Origin of the sequence: Streptomyces sp. NBC_00454 (genome assembly GCF_041434015.1) — a bacterium.
Lineage (GTDB): Bacteria > Actinomycetota > Actinomycetes > Streptomycetales > Streptomycetaceae > Streptomyces.
The window spans coordinates 4702997-4725573 of record NZ_CP107907.1; the positions used below are offsets into that span (position 1 = coordinate 4702997).

Here is a 22577-nt window from a genome sequence, read left to right on the forward strand (position 1 = left end):
AGGCGCAACCTAGTCGCCCGCGGGGTCGCTTCCGGTCCGCAGCCCCTGCTTGCGCACGTACTCCAGGGCCTTGTCCCGCGACGACGGGTCCAGTGCGTCGCCCGCCGCCAGGACCCGCGGCAGCAGCGCCCGCTCGGTGGTGAACGCGCGGAACCAGAACTCCACCGTCACCTCGTGGTCCGGGCGGTGCACCACCTCGACGGTGTCGCCGGGGGAGACCGAACCCTCCTCGACCACCCGCAGGTACGCGCCCGGCCGGGCCTCCTGGGTGAACCGCTTGACCCAGGCCTGCTCGCCGAGCACCCCCTGGAAGGTCCGGCACGGGATGCGGGCCGAGGCCACCTCCAGGACCAGGTCGGGGCCGACCCGCCAGCGCTCGCCGAGCAGTGCGCCGTTCACGTCGACGCCGGAGGTGGTGAAGTTCTCGGCGAAGATCCCGCCGGGCATCTCGCGCTCCAGCTCGCGCCCCCACCAGTCCAGGTCCTCGCGGGCGTACGCGTACACCGCCTGGTGGTCGCCGCCGTGATGGCGCAGGTCGCAGACGTCGTCGCCCTCGACCCCGCTCGCCCCGGTTCCCCTGGGGCCCGGCGCGAAGACGCGGACGGGGCCGGGGGCGGGGAGCTTTCCGTGTCCGGTCAGCCCGCCCTCCGCGTCGGTGTACTCGACGGCCGTCGCGCGACCGAGGTTCACGGAGATGAGATGCATGGAATCCACGCTAGCCGAACAGCCTCAAAGCGTCACGGGATAATTCGCTCCGCCATCAAAGTAGCCCTTATGCTCGAAGGGTGATCGAGGCACGTCATCTCCGAGTTCTGCGCGCTGTCGCCGGAACCGGGTCCTTCTCCGCCGCCGCCCGCGAGCTCGGCTGCACCCAGCCGGCCGTCTCCCAGCAGATGAAGGCGCTGGAACAGTCCGCGGGCACCCCGCTGCTGATCCGCACCGGGCGCGAAATGCGCCTCACCCAGGCGGGCGAGGCGCTGGTCCGGCATGCCGCCGGCATCCTCGCCGGGCTGACCGCGGCCGAGGAGGAGGTCGCGGCCATCGCCGGACTGCGCGCGGGCCGGGTCCGGCTCGTCTCCTTCCCGAGCGGCAGCTCCACCCTGGTGCCGACCGCACTGGCGGCGATGCGCGCGGCGCACCCCGGCACCCGGATCTCGCTGGTGGAGGCCGAGCCGCCGCGCTCGGTCGAGATGCTGCGCGAGGGCGACTGCGATCTCGCGCTGGCCTTCCGCTACGGCGGGGCCGCCGGGTCCGCGGCCGAGTGGGAGGACCTCGTGGTCCGGCCGCTGCTGACCGACCGGCTCGTCGGGCTGGTCCCGGACGGGCACCGGCTGGCGGGCGCCGGGCGGGTGGGCATGGCGGAGCTGGCCGACGAGCCCTGGATCGCGGGCTGTCCGCGCTGCCGCCGCCATCTGGTGGACGTGTGCGAGGGCGTCGGCTTCACCCCGCGCATCGATTTCGCCACCGACGACTACCCGGCCGTGGTCGGCCTGGTCGGGGCCGGGCTCGGGGTCGCGGTACTGCCCGAGCTCGCGGTGGAGTCCGTACGGGCCAAGGGCGTGAGCACTCTCGTCGTGGAACCCGCCGTGGAGCGGGAGGTCGTGGCGCTGACCCTGCCGGACCTGGCCCGGGTGCCGGCCGTGGCCGCGACCCTGGACGAGCTGGAGCGGGCCGCGCAGCGCTGAGGACCGCCCCGGCGGGGGCGGACCGGTTGGGCCGGGCGGACCTGTCGGTGGGCCGGGAGCACCGGTGGGCCGGGCGGGCCGGATCGGGCCGCCACGCGAAGGACCGTACGGCGGTACGGCCGGTCGGGTGGCGACCCGGGCCGGATGCGGCACGCCCGGGCGTGCCGCGGGGTTGAGCGAAACGTTCCTTCGGGCGTTTCGCGACCCGCTCAGTGCGGAGCGATCGGCCCGATCGCGGTCGGGATCGCGGTGGTCGCGGGGATCAGGCGATGGCGTGCGCGGCCCATCAGTTCTTCGCGTTCGTCCTCGGTCAGGCCGCCCCACACCCCGTAGGGCTCTCGGACGGCGAGTGCGTGCGCGGCGCATTCCGAACGCACCGGGCATCGCATGCAGACCTCTTTAGCCGAGGCCTCGCGCGCGCTCCTGGCCGCGCCCCGCTCACCTTCCGGGTGGAAGAAGAGGGAGCTGTCGACCCCGCGGCAGGCAGCCAGCAGCTGCCAGTCCCAGAGGTCGGCGTTCGGTCCGGGGAGGCGGGAGAAATCTGCCATTGGTAGTCCTCTTGGTGCCGGTACTGAGGCGGATACGGTCCATGTCTCCACACCTACTGTCGTAGTAGATGTAAATATGACTCATTGGGAATCTAGCCTCAGACATGCGCCAAACGGAAGGAAAGCCGCCAAATAGGGCATACCGTCATCTGGAGGACACGCGGAGAGTGGTGCCCGCCTTGTGTTCGCTTCCTCACGTAGAGTGCCGAAGGTGTCCGTCCGACCCGTAACTCTTTCGAGTGACCATCGTTGAGAGTGCGAAGGCGGTTGAACCAAGAAGTTCTCGGACAGGTGTCCGGGAGCATCGACCGCACAGGTGACGATACGTACCAGCCTGGAGGCTCAAGGTGACGCGCATCAGCAGCTGCGGAGGGCGGTCATGACATCCGTCCTCGTCTGCGACGACTCCCCGCTTGCCCGAGAGGCGCTCCGTCGCGCGGTTGCCACCGTGCCCGGCGTCGAGCGTGTGACGACGGCTGCCAACGGCGAGGAAGTCCTCCGCCGCTGGGGTGCCGACCGTTCCGATCTGATTCTGATGGATGTACGGATGCCCGGGCTCGGCGGTGTGGAGACGGTTCGCCGGCTGCTCTCGGCCGACCCCGGCGCCCGCATCATCATGCTGACGGTCGCCGAAGACCTGGACGGCGTGGCCCTCGCGGTCGCCGCCGGCGCCCGGGGATACCTGCACAAGGACGCCTCGCGCGCCGAACTGCGGGCCACGGTCACCCAGGCCCTCGCCGACCCGACCTGGAGGCTGGCCCCGCGCCGGCTCCGCTCGGCCGAGATGGGCGCCGCGCCCACGCTCACCGCGCGAGAGATCCAGGTGCTGGAGGGCATGAGCCACGGCCGGTCCAACGCGGAGATCGGGCGCGAGCTCTTCCTCTCCGAGGACACGGTCAAGACGCACGCCCGCCGGCTGTTCAAGAAGCTGGGCGCCTCGGACCGGGCGCACGCCGTGGCCCTCGGATTCCGCTGGGGCCTGGTCCGCTGACCGCACGACCGCCGGCCCTCACCGGCCGGCGGCGCCGCGGCCGGCGCATCCGGCCGACGTGCCAGGCCGGCGCACCCGGCCCGCCGGGGTCGGACAAGTCCCGCCTTCCGTCCCGTCGAACCCTGGTGCGAACCCGGGATTGGCGGGGCACAATCCGGGGGACGTGTCGCTTCGGGCGCGATGCCGCATGCTTGAGGGTGTGGCGCATCCTTGGAGATGTCGCCTCGGGGACGATTCGGCCGAGCGGGAGGGGAGGGCCAGAGCATGAGTTCCGGTGCACCCACCCCGCATAACGCTTCGATGCACAACACGGGCCGCAGTGCCACGAATACTCCGGCACCAAGGCACCATGGATTGATGCGCGACGACGAGGCCCAGGGACCCCCCGCGGCCACCGGCTCCACCGGGGCCGCCAGGGGCGGCGGTGACGGCACCGTCACCGCGCTCGTGCGCCGTGCCGTCGAGGGCGACGAGCAGGCCACGCACGACCTCCTGGCCTTCGTGCACCCCCTCGCCATCCGCTATTGCCGCACCCGGCTCTCGCGACTTCCCGGTGACGCCCGTCACTTCGTGGAGGACCTGGCGCAGGAGGTCTGCGTCGCCGTCCTGATGGCCCTCCCGCGCTACCGGGACACCGGGCGCCCCTTCGAGGCCTTCGTCTTCGCCATCGCCGCGCACAAGGTCGCCGATCTGCAGCGGGCCGCCATGCGGCACCCCGGCAGCACGGCCGTGCCCTCCGACGAGATGCCGGAGCGCCCCGACGACTCGCTGGGCCCGGAGGAGCGCGCGCTGCTGAGCAGCGACGCCGCCTGGGCGAAGAAGCTGCTGGCCAACCTTCCGGAGAACCAGCGCGAGCTCCTCGTGCTGCGCGTCGCCGTCGGGCTGACCGCGGAGGAGACCGGCCAGATGCTCGGAATGTCCCCCGGAGCGGTACGGGTGGCCCAGCACCGGGCGCTCAGCCGACTCCGTGCGCTCGCCGAGCAGTAGGACGACCGGCTTTTTTTCGTAGGAAACGACGAAACTTGGGCTTGACCTTGGTCGTGGAATGAGACGCGTCGGGATCCCGTTAGCATGGACATCCGCGCCGAGCAAGACCATATGGGAAGGTGTCATGACTGTGAACGCCGACGGAGTGCCCGACAAATTCGCCACACTCGGCCTCACGTATGACGACGTGCTGCTGCTTCCTGGCTCCTCGGACATGTCGCCGGACGCGATCGACACCTCCTCCCTGATCTCGCGCAACGTCCGTGTGAACGTCCCGCTGCTCTCCGCCGCCATGGACAAGGTCACCGAGGCCCGCATGGCCATCGCGATGGCCCGCCAGGGCGGCGTCGGTGTTCTGCACCGCAACCTCTCCATCGTCGACCAGGCCAACCAGGTCGACCTGGTCAAGCGCTCCGAGTCCGGCATGGTCACGGACCCGATCACGGTGCACCCGGACGCGACGCTGCGCGAGGCCGACGAGCTCTGCGCGAAGTTCCGCATCTCCGGCGTCCCGGTGACCGACCCGGCCGGCAAGCTGCTCGGCATCGTCACCAACCGCGACATGGCCTTCGAGTCGGACCGCAGCCGCCAGGTGCGCGAGGTCATGACCCCGATGCCGCTGGTCACGGGCAAGGTCGGCATCACCGGCGTGGACGCCATGGAGCTGCTGCGCCGCCACAAGATCGAGAAGCTGCCGCTCGTCGACGAGTCCGGCATCCTCAAGGGCCTCATCACGGTCAAGGACTTCGTCAAGGCCGAGAAGTACCCGAACGCCGCCAAGGACAAGGACGGCCGGCTGCTCGTCGGCGCGGCCGTCGGTGTCGCCGGCGACGCGTACGAGCGCGCGCAGGCCCTGATCGAGGCGGGCGCCGACTTCATCGTCGTCGACACCGCCCACGGCCACTCCCGCCTCGTCGGCGACATGGTCTCCAAGATCAAGTCGAACTCGACGGTCGACGTCATCGGCGGCAACATCGCCACCCGCGACGGCGCCCAGGCCCTCATCGACGCCGGCTGCGACGGCATCAAGGTCGGCGTCGGCCCCGGCTCGATCTGCACCACCCGCGTCGTCGCCGGCATCGGCGTCCCGCAGGTCACGGCGATCTACGAGGCCTCGCTCGCCGCCAAGGCGGCCGGCGTCCCGGTCATCGGCGACGGCGGCCTCCAGTACTCCGGCGACATCGCGAAGGCCCTCGTCGCGGGCGCCGACACGGTGATGCTCGGCTCGCTGCTCGCGGGCTGCGAGGAGTCCCCGGGCGAGCTGCTCTTCATCAACGGCAAGCAGTTCAAGTCGTACCGCGGCATGGGCTCGCTCGGCGCGATGCAGTCCCGCGGCGACCGCAAGTCCTTCTCCAAGGACCGCTACTTCCAGGAGGGCGTGGGCGGCGACGACAAGCTCATCCCCGAGGGCATCGAGGGCCAGGTCCCGTACCGCGGCCCGCTCTCCGCGGTCGTGCACCAGCTCGTCGGCGGCCTGCGCCAGTCGATGTTCTACGTCGGCGGCCGCACGGTTCCCGAGCTCCAGGACCGCGGCCGCTTCGTCCGCATCACGTCGGCGGGCCTCAAGGAGAGCCACCCGCACGACATCCAGATGACGGTGGAAGCTCCGAACTACAGCCGCAAGGGCTGATCAGAGCAGTGATGGAGGGGCGGGCCCGGACGGGTCCGCCCCTTCGCCGTGCCCGCTGCGTGCGTCCGTACAGCGGTCACCGGAACGCGAGCACCCGGGGTTCGGGGATACTGGACGGGCAGACCCAGAGGAAAGGCCACCACACGTGACTGAGATCGAGATCGGGCGCGGCAAGCGCGGCCGCCGGGCGTACGCGTTCGATGACATCGCCATCGTCCCCAGCCGCCGGACCCGGGACCCGAAGGAGGTCTCGATCGCCTGGCAGATCGATGCCTACCGCTTCGAGCTCCCGTTCCTGGCCGCTCCCATGGACTCGGTCGTCTCCCCGCAGACCGCCATCCGCATCGGCGAGCTCGGCGGCCTCGGCGTGCTGAACCTCGAAGGCCTGTGGACCCGGTACGAGGACCCGCAGCCGCTGCTCGACGAGATCGCGGAGCTGGACGAGGACACCGCCACCCGCCGTCTCCAGGAGATCTACTCCGCTCCGATCCAGGCGGACCTGATCCGTCAGCGGATCAAGGAGGTGCGCGACTCCGGTGTCGTCACCGCCGCCGCGCTCTCCCCGCAGCGCACGGCAGAGTTCTCCAAGGTCGTCGTCGACGCCGGTGTGGACATCTTCGTGATCCGTGGCACCACCGTGTCGGCGGAGCACGTCTCCGGCGCCGCCGAGCCGCTGAACCTCAAGCAGTTCATCTACGAGCTCGACGTCCCGGTCATCGTGGGCGGCTGCGCCACCTACACCGCGGCCCTGCACCTGATGCGCACCGGCGCGGCCGGTGTCCTGGTCGGCTTCGGCGGCGGCGCCGCGCACACCACGCGCAACGTGCTCGGCATCCAGGTCCCGATGGCCACCGCCGTCGCGGACGTGGCCGCGGCCCGCCGCGACTACATGGACGAGTCCGGCGGCCGCTACGTGCACGTCATCGCCGACGGCGGCGTGGGCTGGTCCGGCGACATCCCCAAGGCAGTCGCCTGCGGCGCCGACGCCGTGATGATGGGCTCCCCGCTGGCCCGTGCCACGGACGCGCCCGGCAAGGGCAACCACTGGGGCATGGAGGCCGTCCACGAGGACGTGCCGCGCGGCAAGAAGGTCGACCTCGGTACGGTCGGCACCACCGAGGAGATCCTCACCGGCCCGTCGCACTCCCCGGACGGCTCGATGAACATCTTCGGCGCGCTGCGCCGCTCGATGGCCACCACCGGCTACAGCGAGCTCAAGGAGTTCCAGCGGGTCGAGGTCACGATCGCGGACTCGCAGCACAGCCGCTGACGTTCCCCCGCAGGGCACGCACGCACGTACGCCGGAGGGCCGGCACCCCACCAGGGGTGCCGGCCCTCCGGCGCGTGCGGGGTCGGCCGGTCAGTTCTTGCCCTTCATCCGGCGGTTGAGGCAGAAGGCCCAGGGGACCAGGGAGGCGCACGCGACGAGCAGCCACTTGAAGAGGAACCAGGCGTTGTCCGGGGCGATCTTCGAGTGCTCGTCGCCCATGGTGATGGCCAGGAGGAGCACCGATGCGCCCGTGACGATCCCGGGGACGCCCAGTACCCACAGGAGGACGGTGAACCACGTGTCGGGTCGGCGGGAGGGCTCCGGGGCGGCGGTCCGCGGGGCGGGGTGGATCCGGGCCGGGGTGCGGGGCGGCATTGCGAGGACCGCGGAGGGCGGGACGGACGCGTCGAGCGGGGCCAGGTCGGCCGGGGTGATCCCGAACCTGGAGGGCTCGATGGTGAGGGTGAACCCGTCGTGGCCGACCAGGTGGCGGCCCCCGTCCGGGTAGACCTGCATCAGGGAGCACTCGGCGTAGCGGACGGTGATCCGGCTCCGTGCGGTGACCAGGGTGACCCCGTCGCCGGCCACGGTGAGGGTCGCGCCGGGCTCCGCCACGGCCGGGTGGGCCCGCCCGGAGAGGAGCTCCTGCGATCCGGTGGGCGCGGCCGCGAGCCCCGACCCGTCCAGGCTCCCGCCGGGCGCCCGCACCAGGGCGCCGGCCCACAGGGCGCGCGCGGCCTCGCGCAGGGTGTCGGCGGTGGCCGCCTCGATCTCGGCCCGCTCCTCGGCGAGGGTGCGGTGGCGGCGGCGCAGCAGCAGGTCCGCGGCCAGGCCCGGAAGCCTGGAGCGGACCGGCCCGGGGGCTTCGAGGCGCGCGAGCGCGCGGGCCCGTACGGCCTCCAGGTCGGCCGGGTCCACCGGGGCGTCCCGCAGGTGCGCCAGTACGTCCACGAAGGCGCGGGCCGTCGCGTCCCGGTGCTGCGGGAGCGGGCCGGCGTGGGCGAGGACGGTCGCCCGGTCCGCGTCGCGCGGGAGGTATTCCACCGTCGTGGCGTACGCGTACCCGCTCGCGCTGCGCACCTGCCGCGGCAACGCTCTGCCGAGGACTTCCGCGAGCAGGCGCGCGCCGGTGGAGCGCGGCAGTACGGAGGTCAGCACCACGGAGCCGTCCTCGCCCGGGAAGTGGGCGGGCAGGACGGGCAGGGCCGAGGTGGCGGCGGGCGCGGGGTGGGGTCCGCCGGCGGGGAGGGCGAGGTCGAGGCCCTCGGGGACGGAGCCGGAGGTGATCCACAGGACGGCGTTGCCGGTGGTGAACCGGGTACGGGCCCAGTCGCGCAGCTGCTCGCCGGTGAGGTGCGCGAGCCCGGCCTCGGCGTAGCCGGTGAGGCCGTGGCCGCGGGAACCGTAGCGCCACTGGGCGGAGCGTGCGCCGGGGCCGGGGGTGCGCTCCGCCGCCTCGGTGCGCAGGATCTCCCGGGCGACCTCCAGCCGGTCGGTCGGGAGGTCGCGCAGGGCGGCGCAGACGGCGTTGAGGTGGGCCGCCACCTCGGCGGGGGTGCCGGTGACCTGGAAACGGGTGAAGGTGGCGTCCGGCGCGGAGGCGTCCTCGTCGGGCGGGTCGCCCGGACCGGCGCGGTGCAGGGCGAGGCGCTCGACGAGGCGGGTGATGCCGCTGGTGGCGAGGGTCTCGTCGGCGCGGCCGACCCGGAAGAGCAGCCCGGCGGTGAGGGGGCCGGGGCGGGGAGCGAGGAGGGTGCGGATGCCGTTCACCGTGGTGGTGACGGTGCCGTCCGCGTCGGTGCTCTCCGCGCCGGTGGCTTCCGCGTCGGTGGCTTCCGCGCCGGTGGCGTCCGCGTCGGTTGCGGGCGTGGGATCGGGGCGGGCTTCGGTGGTCATCTTCGTATTCCTCAGCCCTTCGCCAGGGCGTGCTCGCGGTGGCGGGCGGATTCGCCGCGCTTCCCGGCGCGGGTGGACCGCCGTGCGGCGCGGCGGCAGGCCGGCCCGGTGCTCCGGGCTCGGCTGCCGGGGTGGGAGCGGCGGACCGCCCCGGTCGTCAGGAGTTCAGCTTGCGGGCGACGCTGAACGCGACGACACCGGCGATGGGGATGAAGACGTAGTTGATGACGTCGGCACCCTCCTGGAAGGCGGAGTTGATACCGCTGACGCCCATGGTGTCGATGACGTCGCCCAGGCCGGTGCCGGACATCTTCGCGACGAAGAGCGCGACGAAGAACAGCTGACCGAGGTAGACGGCGCCGAGCGAGAACACGGCCGCGACCACGGGCAGGACCGGGTTGCGGCCGCCGACCTTGGCGGCGGCGAAACCGACGAGCAGGCCGACACCGATCGCGGCGTAGCTGAACTGGCGCTCCAGGGCGTTCATGATGCCGCCGTACGCCCCGGCCGCGACGAGGGCGGCGACGAACGCGGCGACGATGCCGAGGGCCACGTTGCCGGTGCGGGCCGGGGCCGCAGCCAGGTACGAGGCGCCGGACTGGGCCGGGAAGCCGGCCGGGGCCGGGGGTGCGGGGACGGCGTCGGGCGCGGTCGAAGGCGTCGCGGATTCGGGCGCGGGCGGCTGGATCTGCTGGCTCATGGAGAAATCCCCCCCAGGGATTTTCGGGCGCACGGGAAAGCCGCATGTCTGTGCATGGGACGTATGCGCGAGATAAGTCGCCGCAGGCTAGCAGTCGCCCATGGCGTCCTAGGAGGGGATTTCGGCCGTCGTGGGCCGTGACCGGCGGCGGGTTACAGCCGGTGCGCGGCGCCCACCGGGCTGGCTCCGCGGGTGTCCAGCAGCAACTGGGCCTTCACCGCCAGGCCTTGGAGGTCGTACGTGCGGTGGTGCTGGAGCAGGATCGTCAGATCGGCGTTGGCGGCGGCCTCGTACAACGATTCCGCGCGGGGAACGGGCTGGTCCCTGACGCGCCAGCCGCCGATGTACGGGTCGTGGTAGCTGATCAGCGCCCCGAGGTCGAGGAGGCGGCTGGCGATCTCGCGGGCCGGGGAGCCCTCCTGGTCGGCGAGGTCCGGCTTGTAGGTGACGCCCAGGAGGAGGACGCGGGCCCCGCGGGCGGACTTGCCGTGCTCGTTGAGCAGGGTGGCGCTGCGCTGGATGACGTACTGCGGCATCCGGTTGTTGATCTCCTGCGCCAGGCCGATCATGCGCAGCGGGTGGCCCGGGGTGCGGGTGGTGTGGGGGAGGTAGTTGGGGTCGAGGGGGACACCGTGGCCGCCGACCCCGGGGCCGGGGCGGAAGGCCTGGAACCCGTACGGCTTGGTCTCGGCGCACCGGATGACGTCCCACAGGTCCACGCCGAGGTCGTGGCACAGCACCGCCATCTCGTTCATGAGGGCGATGTTGACGTGACGGTAGTTGGTTTCGAGGAGCTGTACGGTCTCGGCCTCGCGCAGGCCGCGGGCGCGGACCACCTTGTCGGTGAGGCGGGCGTAGAAGGCGTGCGCCGACTCGGTGCAGGCGGGGGTGAGGCCGCCGATGACCTTGGGGGTGTTGGAGATGCCGTGCGTGCGGTTGCCGGGGTCGAGGCGGCTGGGGGAGTAGGCCAGATGGAAGTCCCGGCCGGCGCGCAGCCGGGAGCCCGATTCGAGGATCGGGCGCAGGTACTCCTCGGTGACGCCCGGGTGGGCGGCCGATTCGAGGATCACGGTGGTGTGGGGGCGCAGCCGGGCGGCGAGCGTACGGCCTGCCTCGCCGACCGCGGACAGGTCGAGTGCACGGTCCGCGCCGAGCTGGGTGGGGGCGCAGATGACGGCGGTGCGGACCCGGCCGAGTTCTACGGGGTTGGTGGTGACCCGGAAGCCGGCCGCCGACATGCGGCGGATCTCGGCGGCTGTGAGGGTGGAGTCCGTCGCCGGACCGCTGTCGTAGCCGACCGTCTCGATCCCGGCGGCCACGGCTGCCTGGGCGAGCGGGAGACCGAGATGGCCGAGTCCGATGACGGCGAGATCTGCGGGCATGGGGGTGCCGTCCCTTCCCTTCCCTGACATGCATGAGGGGGCGGAGCGCGCAAGTCCTGTGGATGCGGAGAGCTGGCGCAATGTCAGACTAGGCGTATATATGACAGATATGTCGCATTCAGGGGTGGTGGTCGCCGTCGTGTTATCCACAGGCGGTGGCTGATGTGGGTGCGGGCGGACAGAATCGTGAACGGGCGATGTGAGCGGGATCACCCACGACGGGTGGGACGACCCCACGGGGCGGGCAGGGCGGCCCGCGTAACGGGAGGCAGGCGGCTGTGAGCACGACAGGGACAGGGACAGGGACAGGGAACGGCGCAGGGTCGGGTTCGGGCTCGGGCCCGGGTGCGGGGTTCGGAAGGGGAATGGGGGGTGGGGCCGGGGTGCTCGGACCGGCGCAGCGGGCCGAGGCGCTCGCCGCAATGGCCGAGCGGGAGCTGGACGTGCTGGTGGTCGGCGCGGGCGTGGTGGGGGCCGGGACCGCGCTGGATGCCGTGACCCGCGGTCTGGCGACCGGGCTGGTGGAGGCGCGGGACTGGGCTTCGGGCACCTCCAGCCGCTCCAGCAAGCTCATCCACGGCGGGCTCAGATACCTGGAGATGCTCGACTTCGGCCTCGTGCGGGAGGCGCTGAAGGAGCGCGGCCTGCTGCTGGGGCGCCTCGCCCCGCACCTGGTGAAGCCGGTGCCGTTCCTCTACCCGTTGCAGCACAAGGGGTGGGAGCGGTTCTACGCGGGCTCCGGGGTCGCCCTGTACGACGCCATGTCGCTCTCCAGCGGCCACGGGCGCGGGCTGCCGACGCACCGCCACCTCTCGCGCAAGCGCGCCCTGCGGATCGCCCCGGCGCTGCGCAAGGACGCGCTGGTGGGCGCCCTGCAGTACTACGACGCCCAGATGGACGACGCGCGGTACGTGGCGACGCTGGTGCGGACGGCCGCCGCGTACGGGGCGCAGTGCGCCAACCGGGCGAGGGTCGTCGGCTTCCTGCGCGAGGGCGAGCGGGTCGTCGGCGCCCGGGTCCAGGACGTGGAGGGCGGCGGGGAGTACGAGATCCGCGCGAAGCAGATCGTCAACGCGACGGGGGTGTGGACGGACGACACCCAGGCGCTGATCGGGGAGCGCGGACAGTTCCACGTACGGGCGTCGAAGGGCATCCATCTGGTCGTCCCGAAGGACCGGATCCACTCCTCGACGGGGCTGATCCTGCGGACGGAGAAGTCCGTCCTGTTCGTCATCCCGTGGGGCCGGCACTGGATCGTGGGCACCACGGACACCGACTGGGACCTGGACAAGGCGCACCCGGCGGCTTCGAGCGCCGACATCGACTACCTGCTGGAGCACGTGAACACGGTGCTGGCGGTGCCGCTCACCCGGGACGACGTCCAGGGGGTCTACGCCGGCCTGCGGCCGCTGCTGGCCGGGGAGTCGGACGCGACGAGCAAGCTCTCGCGCGAGCACACGGTGGCGCATCCGGTGCCGGGGCTGGTGGTGGTCGCGGGAGGCAAGTACACGACGTACCGGGTGATGGCCAAGGACGCGGTGGACGAGGCCGTGCACGGCCTGGACCAGCGGGTCGCGGAGTGCGTGACGGAGGACGTGCCGCTGGTCGGGGCGGAGGGGTACCGGGCGCTCTGGAACGGGCGGGCGAGGATCGCGGCGCGGACGGGGCTCCACGTGGTGCGGGTGGAGCACCTGTTGAACCGGTACGGCTCGCTGACGGAGGAACTGCTGTCGCTGATCGCGGCGGACGCCTCGCTGGGGGAGCCGCTGACGGGCGCCGACGACTACCTCCGGGCCGAAGTGGTCTACGCGGCCTCGCACGAGGGCGCGCGGCACCTCGACGACGTACTGACGCGGCGGACGCGGATCTCGATCGAGACCTTCGACCGGGGGACGAGATCGGCGCGGGAGTGCGCGGAGTTGATGGCTCCGGTACTGGGGTGGGACAAGCAGCAGATCGAGAAGGAAGTGGAACACTACGAAAAGCGGGTGCAGGCGGAACGGGAATCGCAGCGCCAGCCGGACGACCAGACGGCGGACGCCGCGAGGCTGGGGGCACCGGACATCGTCCCGTTGTAACTCCGCAATGTGGAGGGGGGAACCACGGACCCGGGGCTCCCGTCCGTTGCGGAGTAAGGGACAATGAGGGTTCTGCCGGGGCGGGTTACCGGGGACCCCGGCCACTGCCGGGACAACCGGAACAGGCGGCACGATCGCAGAGGGGACGCATGTCGAAGCCGGAGCACACCGAGTCGCCGGAGCCGTCTGTCGGGACGGGATCGCCGGTGTCTCCGGCAGCCGATCACGCGGACGAGAAGCCCGCGGGCCCGAAGCCCCCCACCGCGAAGCGCGGCGGCACGGGCCGGGCCGGGGCCAAGGCCGCCCCGGCGGCCGGGGAGACGGAACCGCAGGACGCGAAGCCGGAGGCCCTGAAGCCTGCTGCGGCGAAGCCGGTTGGGCGGGCGGAGCCGAGCAAGTCGGCGGAGCCGAGCGGATCGGTGAAGTCGGCCGGCCAGGCGAAGCCGAGCGAGTCGGCGGAGCCGCAGGACGCGAAGCCCGCTGCGGCGGAGCCGGAGGCCCCGAAGCCTGCTGCGGCGAAGCCGGAGTTGCGCAAGGCTCCGGTGGCGAAGACGGCCGTGGCGGAGCCCGAGGACGCGAAGCCCGCCGTGGGTGGGGCTGCCGTTCCGGCGGCGCGGTCCGGCGGCGCCGCGAAGGCTGCCGCGAAGGCGCCCGAGAAGGCGGCCGCTAAGGCTGAGCCCGAGGACGCGAAGCCTGCGGGTGGGGCTGCGGCTCCGGCTCCGGCGGCGAAGCCTGCCGCGGTGAGCAAGGCCGACGAGGTGGCGGCGGCCGTCAAGGCGGCCGTGGTCAAGGCGGGGCAGGGCGCTCAGGACGAGGGCCGACTGCTCGCGGGCCGCTACCGGCTCAGCGACGTCCTCGGCAAGGGCGGCATGGGCACGGTCTGGCGCGCCGAGGACGAGACCCTCGGCCGCACCGTCGCCGTCAAGGAACTCCGCTTCGGCACCGGCGTGGACGAGGACGAGAAGCGCCGCCTCATCACCCGCACCCTGCGCGAGGCCAAGGCCATCGCGCGGATCCGCAGCGGTGGCGCGGTGACCGTCTACGACGTCGTCGACGAAGACGGCCGCCCGTGGATCGTCATGGAGCTCATCGAGGGCCCGTCCCTCGCCGAGTTCATCCGGGAGAACGGTCCCCTCACCCCCCGTCGCGCCGCCGAGGTCGGCCTCGCCGTCCTCGACGTACTGCGCGCCGCGCACCGCCAGGGCATCCTGCACCGGGACGTGAAGCCCTCCAACGTGCTCCTCGCCGACCACGGCAACGGCCGCGTCATCCTCACCGACTTCGGCATCGCCCAGGTCGAGGGCGACCCGTCCGTCACCTCCACCGGCATGCTCGTCGGAGCACCCTCGTACATCTCCCCCGAGCGGGCCCGCGGCCAGCGCCCCGGTCCGCCCGCGGACATGTGGTCGCTCGGCGGGCTGCTGTACGCCTCGGTCGAGGGGACGCCCCCGTACGACAAGGGTTCGGCCCTCGCCACCCTCACCGCGGTCATGACCGAGCCGGTCGACCCGCCCAAGAACGCCGGTCCGCTGACCGAGGTCATCTACGGACTCCTCGTCAAGGACCCCGCCCACCGGCTCGACGACGACCGCGCGCGGGCGATGCTCACCGCCGTGATCGAAGCGCCGGAGGAGCCGGCCCCCGTAGCGGCGCCGAGCGCCGAGGAAACCCGGCAGATATCGCTCGCCGAGGCACAGGAGGCCGCGGAGAAGGCGAATGCCGAGAAGGCGGCGAAGGCTGCCGAGAAGGCAGAGAAGAAGGAGCGCGAGCGCCGGGAGCGGGAGCAGCGCGAGCGCGCCCGCGCGGCGTTGAAGTCGGCCCGCAAGGCGGCCGCGGTCGTCACCGCCACGGCCACGACGGGCGCCCCGCCCCCGACCGCGCGCCCCGCGCCCGTCCCGGCGCCGCTCACCGACGTCATGCCGCGCCGCACCATCGTGCTCGCGATAGCCGGCCTGGTCGTCGTCCTGGCGGTCATAGGCTCGCTCATCGCGTACGCCTTCAACGGCGACGAGAAGGGCGGCGCGAAGAACGAGGGCAAGGGTGGCAACCCCTCGTCCGCGTCCAGCCCGGCGGGCGGAGCGTCACCGGCGCCCACCCCGCCGCCGAAGTCCGGGGGACCGGGCACCAGCGCCAACGGCGGTGCGGGCTCGCCGAGCCCCGGCGCGGGGACCGGCACGGGTACGGGTACCGGTACCGGTACGACCAGCAGCGGTCAGGGGCAGGGCGCTACGCCCGGGGGCTCCGGTGGCGGACTCCCGGCCGGGTACGTGATGGTGACGGAGCCGGGGCTGCACTTCGCGATGGCGATGCCGCAGGGCTTCAAGCAGACCGACACGATCGGCGACAACGACGGCGCGATATACAGCCGCGACGGCGGTTTCCCGCGCATCCAGGTCGACTTCAACGCCAAGCCGGGTCAGGACGCCCGCGCCGCGTGGCTGGAGCTCGCTCCGGCCGTGTCGAGCAGCAGCACGAACTACAAGCTGCTGCGGGTCGACGTGGTGGACTACCGGGGGTACCCGACCGTCGCGGACTGGGAGTTCGAGCGGGACCAGAAGGGCACGAGGGTCCGCGTGCTCGACCGCGGGTTCAGGATGGACGCGAAGCACGGCTACGCGATCATGATCAGCTGCGCGGCCGACCAGTGGGACGCCGCGGAATGCTCGCAGATGCGCAAGACGGCGTTCGAGACGTTCCAGCCGCTGAGCTGACGCGAGCCCCCGGGGCGTGAGCCCTGGGCACGAGCCTTTGGGCATGGGCCTTGGGCGCGAGCCTTGCCAGGGCCGGGACGCGGGCGCCCTGGGCGACGTATCGTGGCAGCCGGGCCATGGGGACGGGTCCACAGCTCTCGGGGGAGGCGAAGTGGAGGACTATGCGGGCCGGATCCTGGCCAGCCGTTACCGCCTGCCGCTGCCGCCGTCCGACGAGTACGAACTGATAGAGACCCGCGCCTTCGACACGCGGAGCGGGCAGGAAGTCCTGGTACGGCAGGTGCCGTTGCCGGAGGTCGTGGACGCGGAGCTGCTGGACGGCACCCGGGACGATCCGGCCGGCGCGGGGCGGCGAACCCGGGCTCCGGGTGAACTGCCCGCCGTGCGCAGGGCCATCGCGGCGGCGCAGGCGGCGGCGTCCGTGCCGGACCATCCGCGGCTGGACCAGGTCTTCGACGTGTTCGCGGAGGGCGGGTCGCTGTGGATAGTGAGCGAACTCGTACCGGCCAGACCGCTGGCGGCGCTGATCGCCGAGGAACCGCTGAGCCCGTACCGGGCGGCGGAGGTCGCGGCGGACGTGCTGACCGCGCTGCGGGTGCTGCACGCGCACGGCTGGACCCATCGGAACATCACCACGCGGACGGTCCTGATCTGCGAGGACGGCCGCGTCGTCCTGACGGGGCTGGCGGCGGGGGCCGCGGAGGACGCGCTGTGCGGGTACGACCCGGTCCCGTCGCCGGATGCCGAGGGCTTCGCGGGCACGGGCTCCCTCGCGGGGCCGACGGCTGACCCGGGGACCGGCGGCTACGGCTTCGGGCCGGGTGGCCCAGCACGCGCGGGCGGGTCCGGCTCCGGTTCCGGTTCCGGGGAGGTCGCCCGGTACGGGTACGGGCAGGACGCGGTCGGCTTCGCGCAGGAAGCCTCGGGTTCCGGGGCCGGGTACGGGTACGACTCCGGGCGGGAGGAGGCCGGGTACGACTCCGGGCGGGGCGAAACCGGGTACGACTCCGGGTACGGCTCGGGGCGGGGCGAAACCGGGTACGACTCCGAGTACGGCTCGGGGCGGGACGAGGCCGGGTACGGGTACGACTCCGGGCGCGGCGAGGCCGGGTACGAGACCGGCCGGGATGACGCCGGGTACGACGCCGGGGCCGGGTACGGCTCGGGGTCGGGTGTCGCCGGGACCGGGGGCGGGGCGGCTGCCCCGGAGAGCGGCGGCGGGAGGGCCGAGTACGCGCCCCTCGTGGCTCCCGGGTACGACACCGGGCCGCGGTACAACGACCACATCAGCCCCGGGGCGACCGGGGAGCGGCCCGACCTGAAGGCCGCCGCGCGGGCCGGGGCCATCGCCGCGTACCGAGCCGGTGCGCAGGCCGCGGCGCGGATCACCGAGCAGCGCAAGGCCGGAGCACAGCCCGCGCTCGAGGCGGGCGCGGAGACCGCGGCGGAGCCGAGGCCCGAGGGGTCGAAGCTGCCGCAGGGGTACTCGTACCCGTACGGGGGGCCCGTGAGCGGCGCGGCCTGGCACGGCGCCACCCCGCGCAGCCAGCCCCAGCCCCAGCCCCAGCCCCAGCCCCAGCCCCAGCCCCAGCCCCAGCCCCAGCCCCAGCCCCCGGCTGAGGCCCAGCCCCTGCCCCCGGCGGAGGCGGAGCCGCGCACCCCGCCGGTCCGCCCCGCGCTTCCCGCGCAACTCGCGCTGCCGCAGGGCTACCGCCAGGCGGAGGACCCGGCCACGGCGCCGGGCAGTGCTCAGGGCAGTGCTCCGGCCCGGCCCGGCCCCCCGGCGGTGCGTCCGGGCGGGCCTCCCGGGCCCGGGCAGGGGCGTCCCCCCACGGCGGCCTCGGCCCCGGCGAACGCCCCGGCGTCCGCCCCGCCCCAGGGCTCCGGCGGGTGGGGGAGTGGTCCCAGGGGTGGGCTCGCCGCCGAGCGGGCCCGGCAGACGCGGATGGCCGTGGTCGGGGCCGTCACCGAGCGGTGGTCGCCCGAGCAGGCGCAGGCCGTGCACGGGCCCTGGCAGTTGGCCGCACCCGTCGGGCCGGCCACCGACCTCTGGGGGCTCGGGGCTCTGCTGTACCGGGCCGTGCAGGGCCATGCCCCGTACCCGGAGGACAGCGTCGCCGAGCTCGTGGAGATGGTCTGCGCCGAGCCGCCCGCCTTCGCCGAGGAGTGCGGTCCGCTGCGCCCGATCGTGGAGTCGCTGCTGCGTCAGGACCCGACCGAACGCCCCGACTTCGAGGAGCTCCGCGGCTGGCTGCGCTCCCTCGTGCGCTCCGCGCCCGAGCCCGACGGCGGCTTCGCCATGCTGCTCCCGATGCCGGAGCCGGATCCCGCGCGGCTGCCCGTCGTACGGCGGCGGGCCGATCTGCACGGCCGCCACCGCAGCGCCGAACACCCCCACAAGCCGCGTGCGCTGGGGCGTTCCCTGCTGCTCGGGATCCTCGTGCTGCTCGCCGGAGCCGTGGCCTACGCCATGTTCTTCATGCCCCGCTCCGCCGAACCGCAGGCCGGGCAGCGGGCCGCCGGGGTCAAGCCGCCCGCCACCTCGGCGCAGAGCCCGGGGCAGACGCCGAGCCCGGGGAAGAGCCAGAGCCCAAGTGCCGGCGCGCCCCGCCCTTCCGCCAGCCCGCCGGAGTCCAAGCCCGCCGCCCAGACCAACGCCCCCGCCCCGCCCGGGTACACCACCCAGCAGGACGCCGAGCACTTCGCGATCACGGTCCCGAACGGCTGGGAGCGGCGCGGAATCAACGAGTCCGGACAGGTGCGCTACGTCGACGGGGACTTCGCCCTCACCATCGTCCCCGGCCGGGACAAGGTGGAGGGCAACCCGGATCCGGCGACGTACCAGAAGGACAAGGAGTCCGAGCTGGCTCCGTACCGCTCCTCCACCTGGTCCAGCGTCAGCGACATCCGCTCCACGAAGGTCGGCAACCAGCTCCGCGTCACCGGCCGGTACACCTGGATCGACGGCAACGGCCGGTCCGTCGTGGCCCGCAACTTCGTCGTCGCGCTCGGAGGTTCGTACCACATCGTCCTGGTCACGGGCCCGCTCGACCAGGAGGGCAAGGTCACGGAGGCTTTCGAACAGGCGACGGCCAGTTACAAATCCGGTGGGTGAACACCTCCTGACGAGTCATTAGTACGGCGATTGCGTCACAGTGCGGCCGCACCGCCGCCGAGAGGTTCCGGCAGCGCCCGCACGCTCCGTAGTCTGACCGGAAGTGCACAGAGCGGCGGCGGGGTTTCGTGGAACAGCAGACAGGTGCGGGTGCGTTGCTCGCAGGCCGGTACCGGCTCGTGGAGCCCATCGGCAGGGGCGGCATGGGCAAGGTCTGGCGCGCGCACGACGAGCTGCTGCACAGAACCGTCGCCGTCAAGGAACTGACGGCCGGCCTGTACGTAGCCCAGGCCGACCGGGAGGTCATGCACGCCCGGACCCAGAAGGAGGCGCGGGCCGCGGCCCGGATCCAGCATCCGGCCGTCGTCACCGTCCATGACGTGCTGGAACACGACGACCGGCCGTGGATCGTCATGGAGTACATCGACGGACCCTCCCTCGCGGACTCGGCGAAGACGGCCGGACGGATCGAGCCCCGCGAGGCGGCCCGGATCGGGCTGCACGTGCTGCGCGCCCTGCGGGCCGCGCACGCGGTCGGCGTACTGCACCGGGACGTGAAGCCCGGCAACGTCATGCTCGCCAAGGACGGGCGGGTGATGCTCGCGGACTTCGGGATCGCCGCGATCGAGGGAGACTCCTCCATCACGCGCACCGGCGAACTCGTCGGCTCCATCGACTACCTGGCCCCCGAGCGGGTCACGGGCGGGCCCCCGGACCCGGCCTCCGACCTGTGGGCGCTGGGCGCGACGCTGTACACGGCGGTCGAGGCCCGTTCGCCGTTCCGCCGCACCTCGCCCATCTCCAGCCTCCAGGCCGTGGTCAACGACGAGCTGCCGCCCCCGGCCCACGCGGGCCCGCTGGCCGCGGTCATCACGGCGCTGCTGCGCAAGGACCCGGCGCACCGGCCGTCGGCCGCCGATGTGGAGCAGATGCTGCTGGAGGCGATGGAGGGCCGCGAGCCGAAGGCGGCGCAGGAGTACGTGCCCACGCGCGCGGTCGGCTTCGAGGAGCTGGCCCCCGTCCGGGGCGGCTCCACGGACACGGCCGAGCTGCCCGCCGGGACGCACCCGGGATCCCAGGGCCACGGCCCGGACCAGGGTCGTGGTCACGGCCAGATGCACCCGGACCAGGGCCGGGGCGGCCCCGCCGTCGGCCGTGTCCGGCGTGCGGCGGTGGTCGCCCTGGTGGCCGCGGTGCTCGGCGGCGCGGGGGTGTTCGGGGTGCTGAAGTACACCGGGGACGCGAACGCGGACGGGGCCGGTGCGGATCCGTCCAGGAGCGCGAGCACGTCCGGCAAGTCGCCCGGGACCGATGACTCCAAGGGCGAGAAGGCGGCGGTCGCGCCGGCCGGCTGGCACAAGGTCGAGGATCCGGGGGGCTTCTCGCTCTTCGTCCCGGACGGCTGGACCCGCCGGATGGACGGCGGGCAGATCGACTACACGCCGGACGGCGGCAAGCACTTCATCCGGCTCGCCGTGAACCCGAAGCCGGAGTTCGACAACCCGTACATGCACCTGCTGGACCTGGAAAAGCAGCTGGCCAAGCGCTCCGACTACGTGCGCGTGACGCTGCACCAGAACACCTTCCGGGGGCAGGTCAAGGCCGGCCTGTGGGAGTTCACCTGGACGGAGAAGACCGGGGCGTTCACGGGGCCCCGGCGTGCGATCGAGCAGATGTACTACGGCTCGGACGGCACCGAGTACGCGGTGTACATGTCGAGTCCGGTAGCCGACTGGCAGACGGCCCGGTCACAGTTCGACACCGTGCTCACCGGCTGGCAGCCGGCGTCCGAGGGCTGAGCCCGGCCGGGCCGGGGGCGGCCCCGGGCCCCGGATTTCCGCCATCCTGCCAGCGATCACTGGCGGAAATGACAAAATCCGGTTACCGGCGGGTACCCAAAGCCTCCCGGGCGCAATACGCTCACCGGCATGACGGACACGCAGGCCCCGGCCCTCCGCAGCGCCCCGCAGCCCACCAACCCGGTCGCCCCCGCCCCGGCCGGCGCCCGGAGCGCCGCCGACGTGGTGACCCCCGAACTCGTCGCCCGGCTGATCCGCGGAGTCGCCGGCTCCGGCCGCACCGCCAACCACAGCCCCTTCACGGGCGACAAGCTCGCGGACCTTCCCGAGGCCACCCCCGGGGAGGTGGCCGAGGCCTTCGCCGCGGCCCGCGCCGCGCAGCCCGCCTGGGCCGCCGTGCCCGTCCGCGCACGGGCCGCCGTACTGCTGCGCTTCCACGACCTGGTCCTCTCGCGCCAGTCCGAGGTGCTCGACCTGATCCAGCTGGAGACCGGCAAGGCCCGTCTGCACGCCCACGAAGAGGTCCAGGCCGTCGCGATCTCCGCCCGGCACTACGGCCGCAAGGCCCCCTCGTACCTGCGCCCCAAGGGCCACACGGGCGCCATGCCCACCCTCACCAAGGTCACCGAGCTGCGCCAGCCGCGCGGGGTCGTCGGCCAGATCGCCCCCTGGAACTACCCCTTCGAGCTGTCCATCGGCGACGCCCTGCCCGCCTTCGTCGCGGGCAACGCCGTCGTGATGAAGCCCGACACCGAGACCGCGCTCAGCGCGCTGTGGGCCCGCGACCTGATGATCGAGGCGGGGCTGCCGGCGGAGGTGTTCCAGATCGTCCTCGGCGAGGGCCCGGTCGTCGGCCCCGAGGTGGTCCGCCACGCCGACTACGTTTCGTTCACCGGCTCCACGCGTACCGGCCGCGAGGTCGCCCAGGGTGCGGCCGCCCGCCTGGTCGGGGTCTCCCTCGAACTCGGCGGCAAGAACGCCATGCTCGTCCTGCGCGACGCCGACGTGGAGAAGGCCGCCGCCGGCGCCGTCCGCGCCTGCTTCTCCTCCGCGGGCCAGCTCTGCATCTCCATCGAGCGCCTGTACGTGCACGCCTCGATCGCCGACGAGTTCATCGCCCGTTTCGCCGCCCGCACGAAGGCCATGCGCCTGGGCTCCTCCCTCGCCTACGGCGCGGAGATGGGCTGCCTGGCCGGCACGCGCCAGCTGGAATCCGTGACGAGGCACGTGGACGAGGCCGTGGCCAAGGGCGCCACCCTCGTCGCGGGCGGCGTCGCCCGCCCCGACATCGGCCCGCTCTTCTACGAGCCGACCATCCTCGAAGGCGTCGAGGCGCCCATGGCGGTGTGCGGGGAGGAGACCTTCGGCCCGGTCGTCTCCGTCTACCGCTTCACCGACGAGGACGAGGTCATCGCCCAGGCCAACGGGACGGCCTACGGCCTGAACTCCAGCGTCTGGACGAAGGACTCCCGCCGCGGCCACGCCGTGGCCGCCCGCCTGCGCACCGGCACCGTGAACATCAACGAGGGCTACGCCCCCGCCTACGGCAGCGCCGCCGCTCCCATGGGCGGCATGAAGGACTCCGGGCTCGGCCGCCGCCACGGCTCCGAGGGCATCCTCAAGTACACCGAGGCCCAGACCGTCGCCCACCAGCGGCTGCTGCCGATGGCGCCCTCGCTGGGCATGGACGACGAGAAGTACGCCGCGTTCATGACCCGCAGCCTCAAGGTCATGAAGGCGCTCCGACTCCGCTAGGCCGTCCAGTCCGATCCGTTCCGATCCGTT

Annotated in this window: 15 protein-coding genes; 10 read left to right on the forward strand and 5 right to left on the reverse strand. The window is 73.0% G+C overall.

Annotated features, from left to right (window positions below; translation table 11 throughout):
• Nucleotides 1-9: 9 nt before the first annotated feature.
• A complete protein-coding gene (locus OHU74_RS21985; protein ID WP_371617466.1) occupies nt 10-705 on the reverse strand; it encodes an MOSC domain-containing protein in 696 nt (231 codons plus the stop codon).
• 80 nt (nt 706-785) lie between these two features.
• On the opposite strand from OHU74_RS21985, the gene OHU74_RS21990 reads away from it, so the two are divergent.
• On the forward strand, nt 786-1685 hold the full coding sequence (locus OHU74_RS21990) for a LysR family transcriptional regulator (protein ID WP_371617467.1): 900 nt from the start codon (nt 786-788) through the stop codon (nt 1683-1685).
• A gap of 209 nt (nt 1686-1894) precedes the next feature.
• Here OHU74_RS21990 and OHU74_RS21995 read toward each other — a convergent pair whose 3' ends face one another.
• On the reverse strand, nt 1895-2233 hold the full coding sequence (locus OHU74_RS21995) for a WhiB family transcriptional regulator (RefSeq protein WP_330298116.1): 339 nt from the start codon (nt 2231-2233) through the stop codon (nt 1895-1897).
• Between the two features lie 379 nt (nt 2234-2612).
• On the opposite strand from OHU74_RS21995, the gene OHU74_RS22000 reads away from it, so the two are divergent.
• From OHU74_RS22000 to OHU74_RS22015, 4 genes are all read left to right on the forward strand, one after another.
• Nucleotides 2613-3224 (forward strand): response regulator transcription factor, encoded by a 612-nt coding sequence (locus OHU74_RS22000; protein ID WP_003948568.1) that lies wholly within the window; start codon nt 2613-2615, stop codon nt 3222-3224.
• A gap of 357 nt (nt 3225-3581) precedes the next feature.
• Nucleotides 3582-4211 (forward strand): sigma-70 family RNA polymerase sigma factor, encoded by a 630-nt coding sequence (locus tag OHU74_RS22005; protein WP_371617468.1) that lies wholly within the window; start codon nt 3582-3584, stop codon nt 4209-4211.
• Nucleotides 4212-4335: 124 nt separating this feature from the next.
• The gene (guaB, locus tag OHU74_RS22010) at nt 4336-5841 is read left to right on the forward strand and encodes an IMP dehydrogenase (protein WP_330298118.1); all 1506 of its coding nucleotides are present in this window, start codon (nt 4336-4338) and stop codon (nt 5839-5841) included.
• 145 nt (nt 5842-5986) lie between these two features.
• Nucleotides 5987-7111 (forward strand): GuaB3 family IMP dehydrogenase-related protein, encoded by a 1125-nt coding sequence (locus tag OHU74_RS22015; protein WP_371617469.1) that lies wholly within the window; start codon nt 5987-5989, stop codon nt 7109-7111.
• A 90-nt stretch (nt 7112-7201) separates the two neighbouring features.
• On the opposite strand, the gene OHU74_RS22020 is transcribed toward OHU74_RS22015, so the two are convergent.
• The 3 genes from OHU74_RS22020 to OHU74_RS22030 form a co-directional block, all read right to left on the reverse strand.
• On the reverse strand, nt 7202-9007 hold the full coding sequence (locus OHU74_RS22020; RefSeq protein ID WP_371617470.1) for an insulinase family protein: 1806 nt from the start codon (nt 9005-9007) through the stop codon (nt 7202-7204).
• 157 nt (nt 9008-9164) lie between these two features.
• A complete protein-coding gene (locus OHU74_RS22025; protein WP_371617471.1) occupies nt 9165-9707 on the reverse strand; it encodes a hypothetical protein in 543 nt (180 codons plus the stop codon).
• Between the two features lie 152 nt (nt 9708-9859).
• Nucleotides 9860-11089 (reverse strand): nucleotide sugar dehydrogenase, encoded by a 1230-nt coding sequence (locus OHU74_RS22030; protein WP_330298123.1) that lies wholly within the window; start codon nt 11087-11089, stop codon nt 9860-9862.
• 365 nt (nt 11090-11454) lie between these two features.
• Here OHU74_RS22030 and OHU74_RS22035 point away from each other — a divergent pair, with 365 nt between their 5' ends.
• From OHU74_RS22035 to OHU74_RS22055, 5 genes are all read left to right on the forward strand, one after another.
• Entirely contained in the window at nt 11455-13167 is a 1713-nt protein-coding gene (locus OHU74_RS22035; protein ID WP_371617472.1) for a glycerol-3-phosphate dehydrogenase/oxidase, read from the forward strand.
• Nucleotides 13168-13373: 206 nt separating this feature from the next.
• Nucleotides 13374-15878, forward strand: a complete 2505-nt coding sequence (locus OHU74_RS22040; RefSeq protein ID WP_371617473.1) for a serine/threonine-protein kinase — start codon at nt 13374-13376, stop codon at nt 15876-15878.
• 151 nt (nt 15879-16029) lie between these two features.
• On the forward strand, nt 16030-18993 hold the full coding sequence (locus tag OHU74_RS22045) for a protein kinase (protein WP_371617474.1): 2964 nt from the start codon (nt 16030-16032) through the stop codon (nt 18991-18993).
• A 128-nt stretch (nt 18994-19121) separates the two neighbouring features.
• Nucleotides 19122-20792, forward strand: a complete 1671-nt coding sequence (locus OHU74_RS22050; protein ID WP_371617475.1) for a serine/threonine-protein kinase — start codon at nt 19122-19124, stop codon at nt 20790-20792.
• A 129-nt stretch (nt 20793-20921) separates the two neighbouring features.
• Nucleotides 20922-22547, forward strand: coding sequence for a succinic semialdehyde dehydrogenase (locus tag OHU74_RS22055; protein WP_371617476.1), 1626 nt, complete (start codon nt 20922-20924; stop codon nt 22545-22547).
• Nucleotides 22548-22577 lie beyond the last annotated feature (30 nt).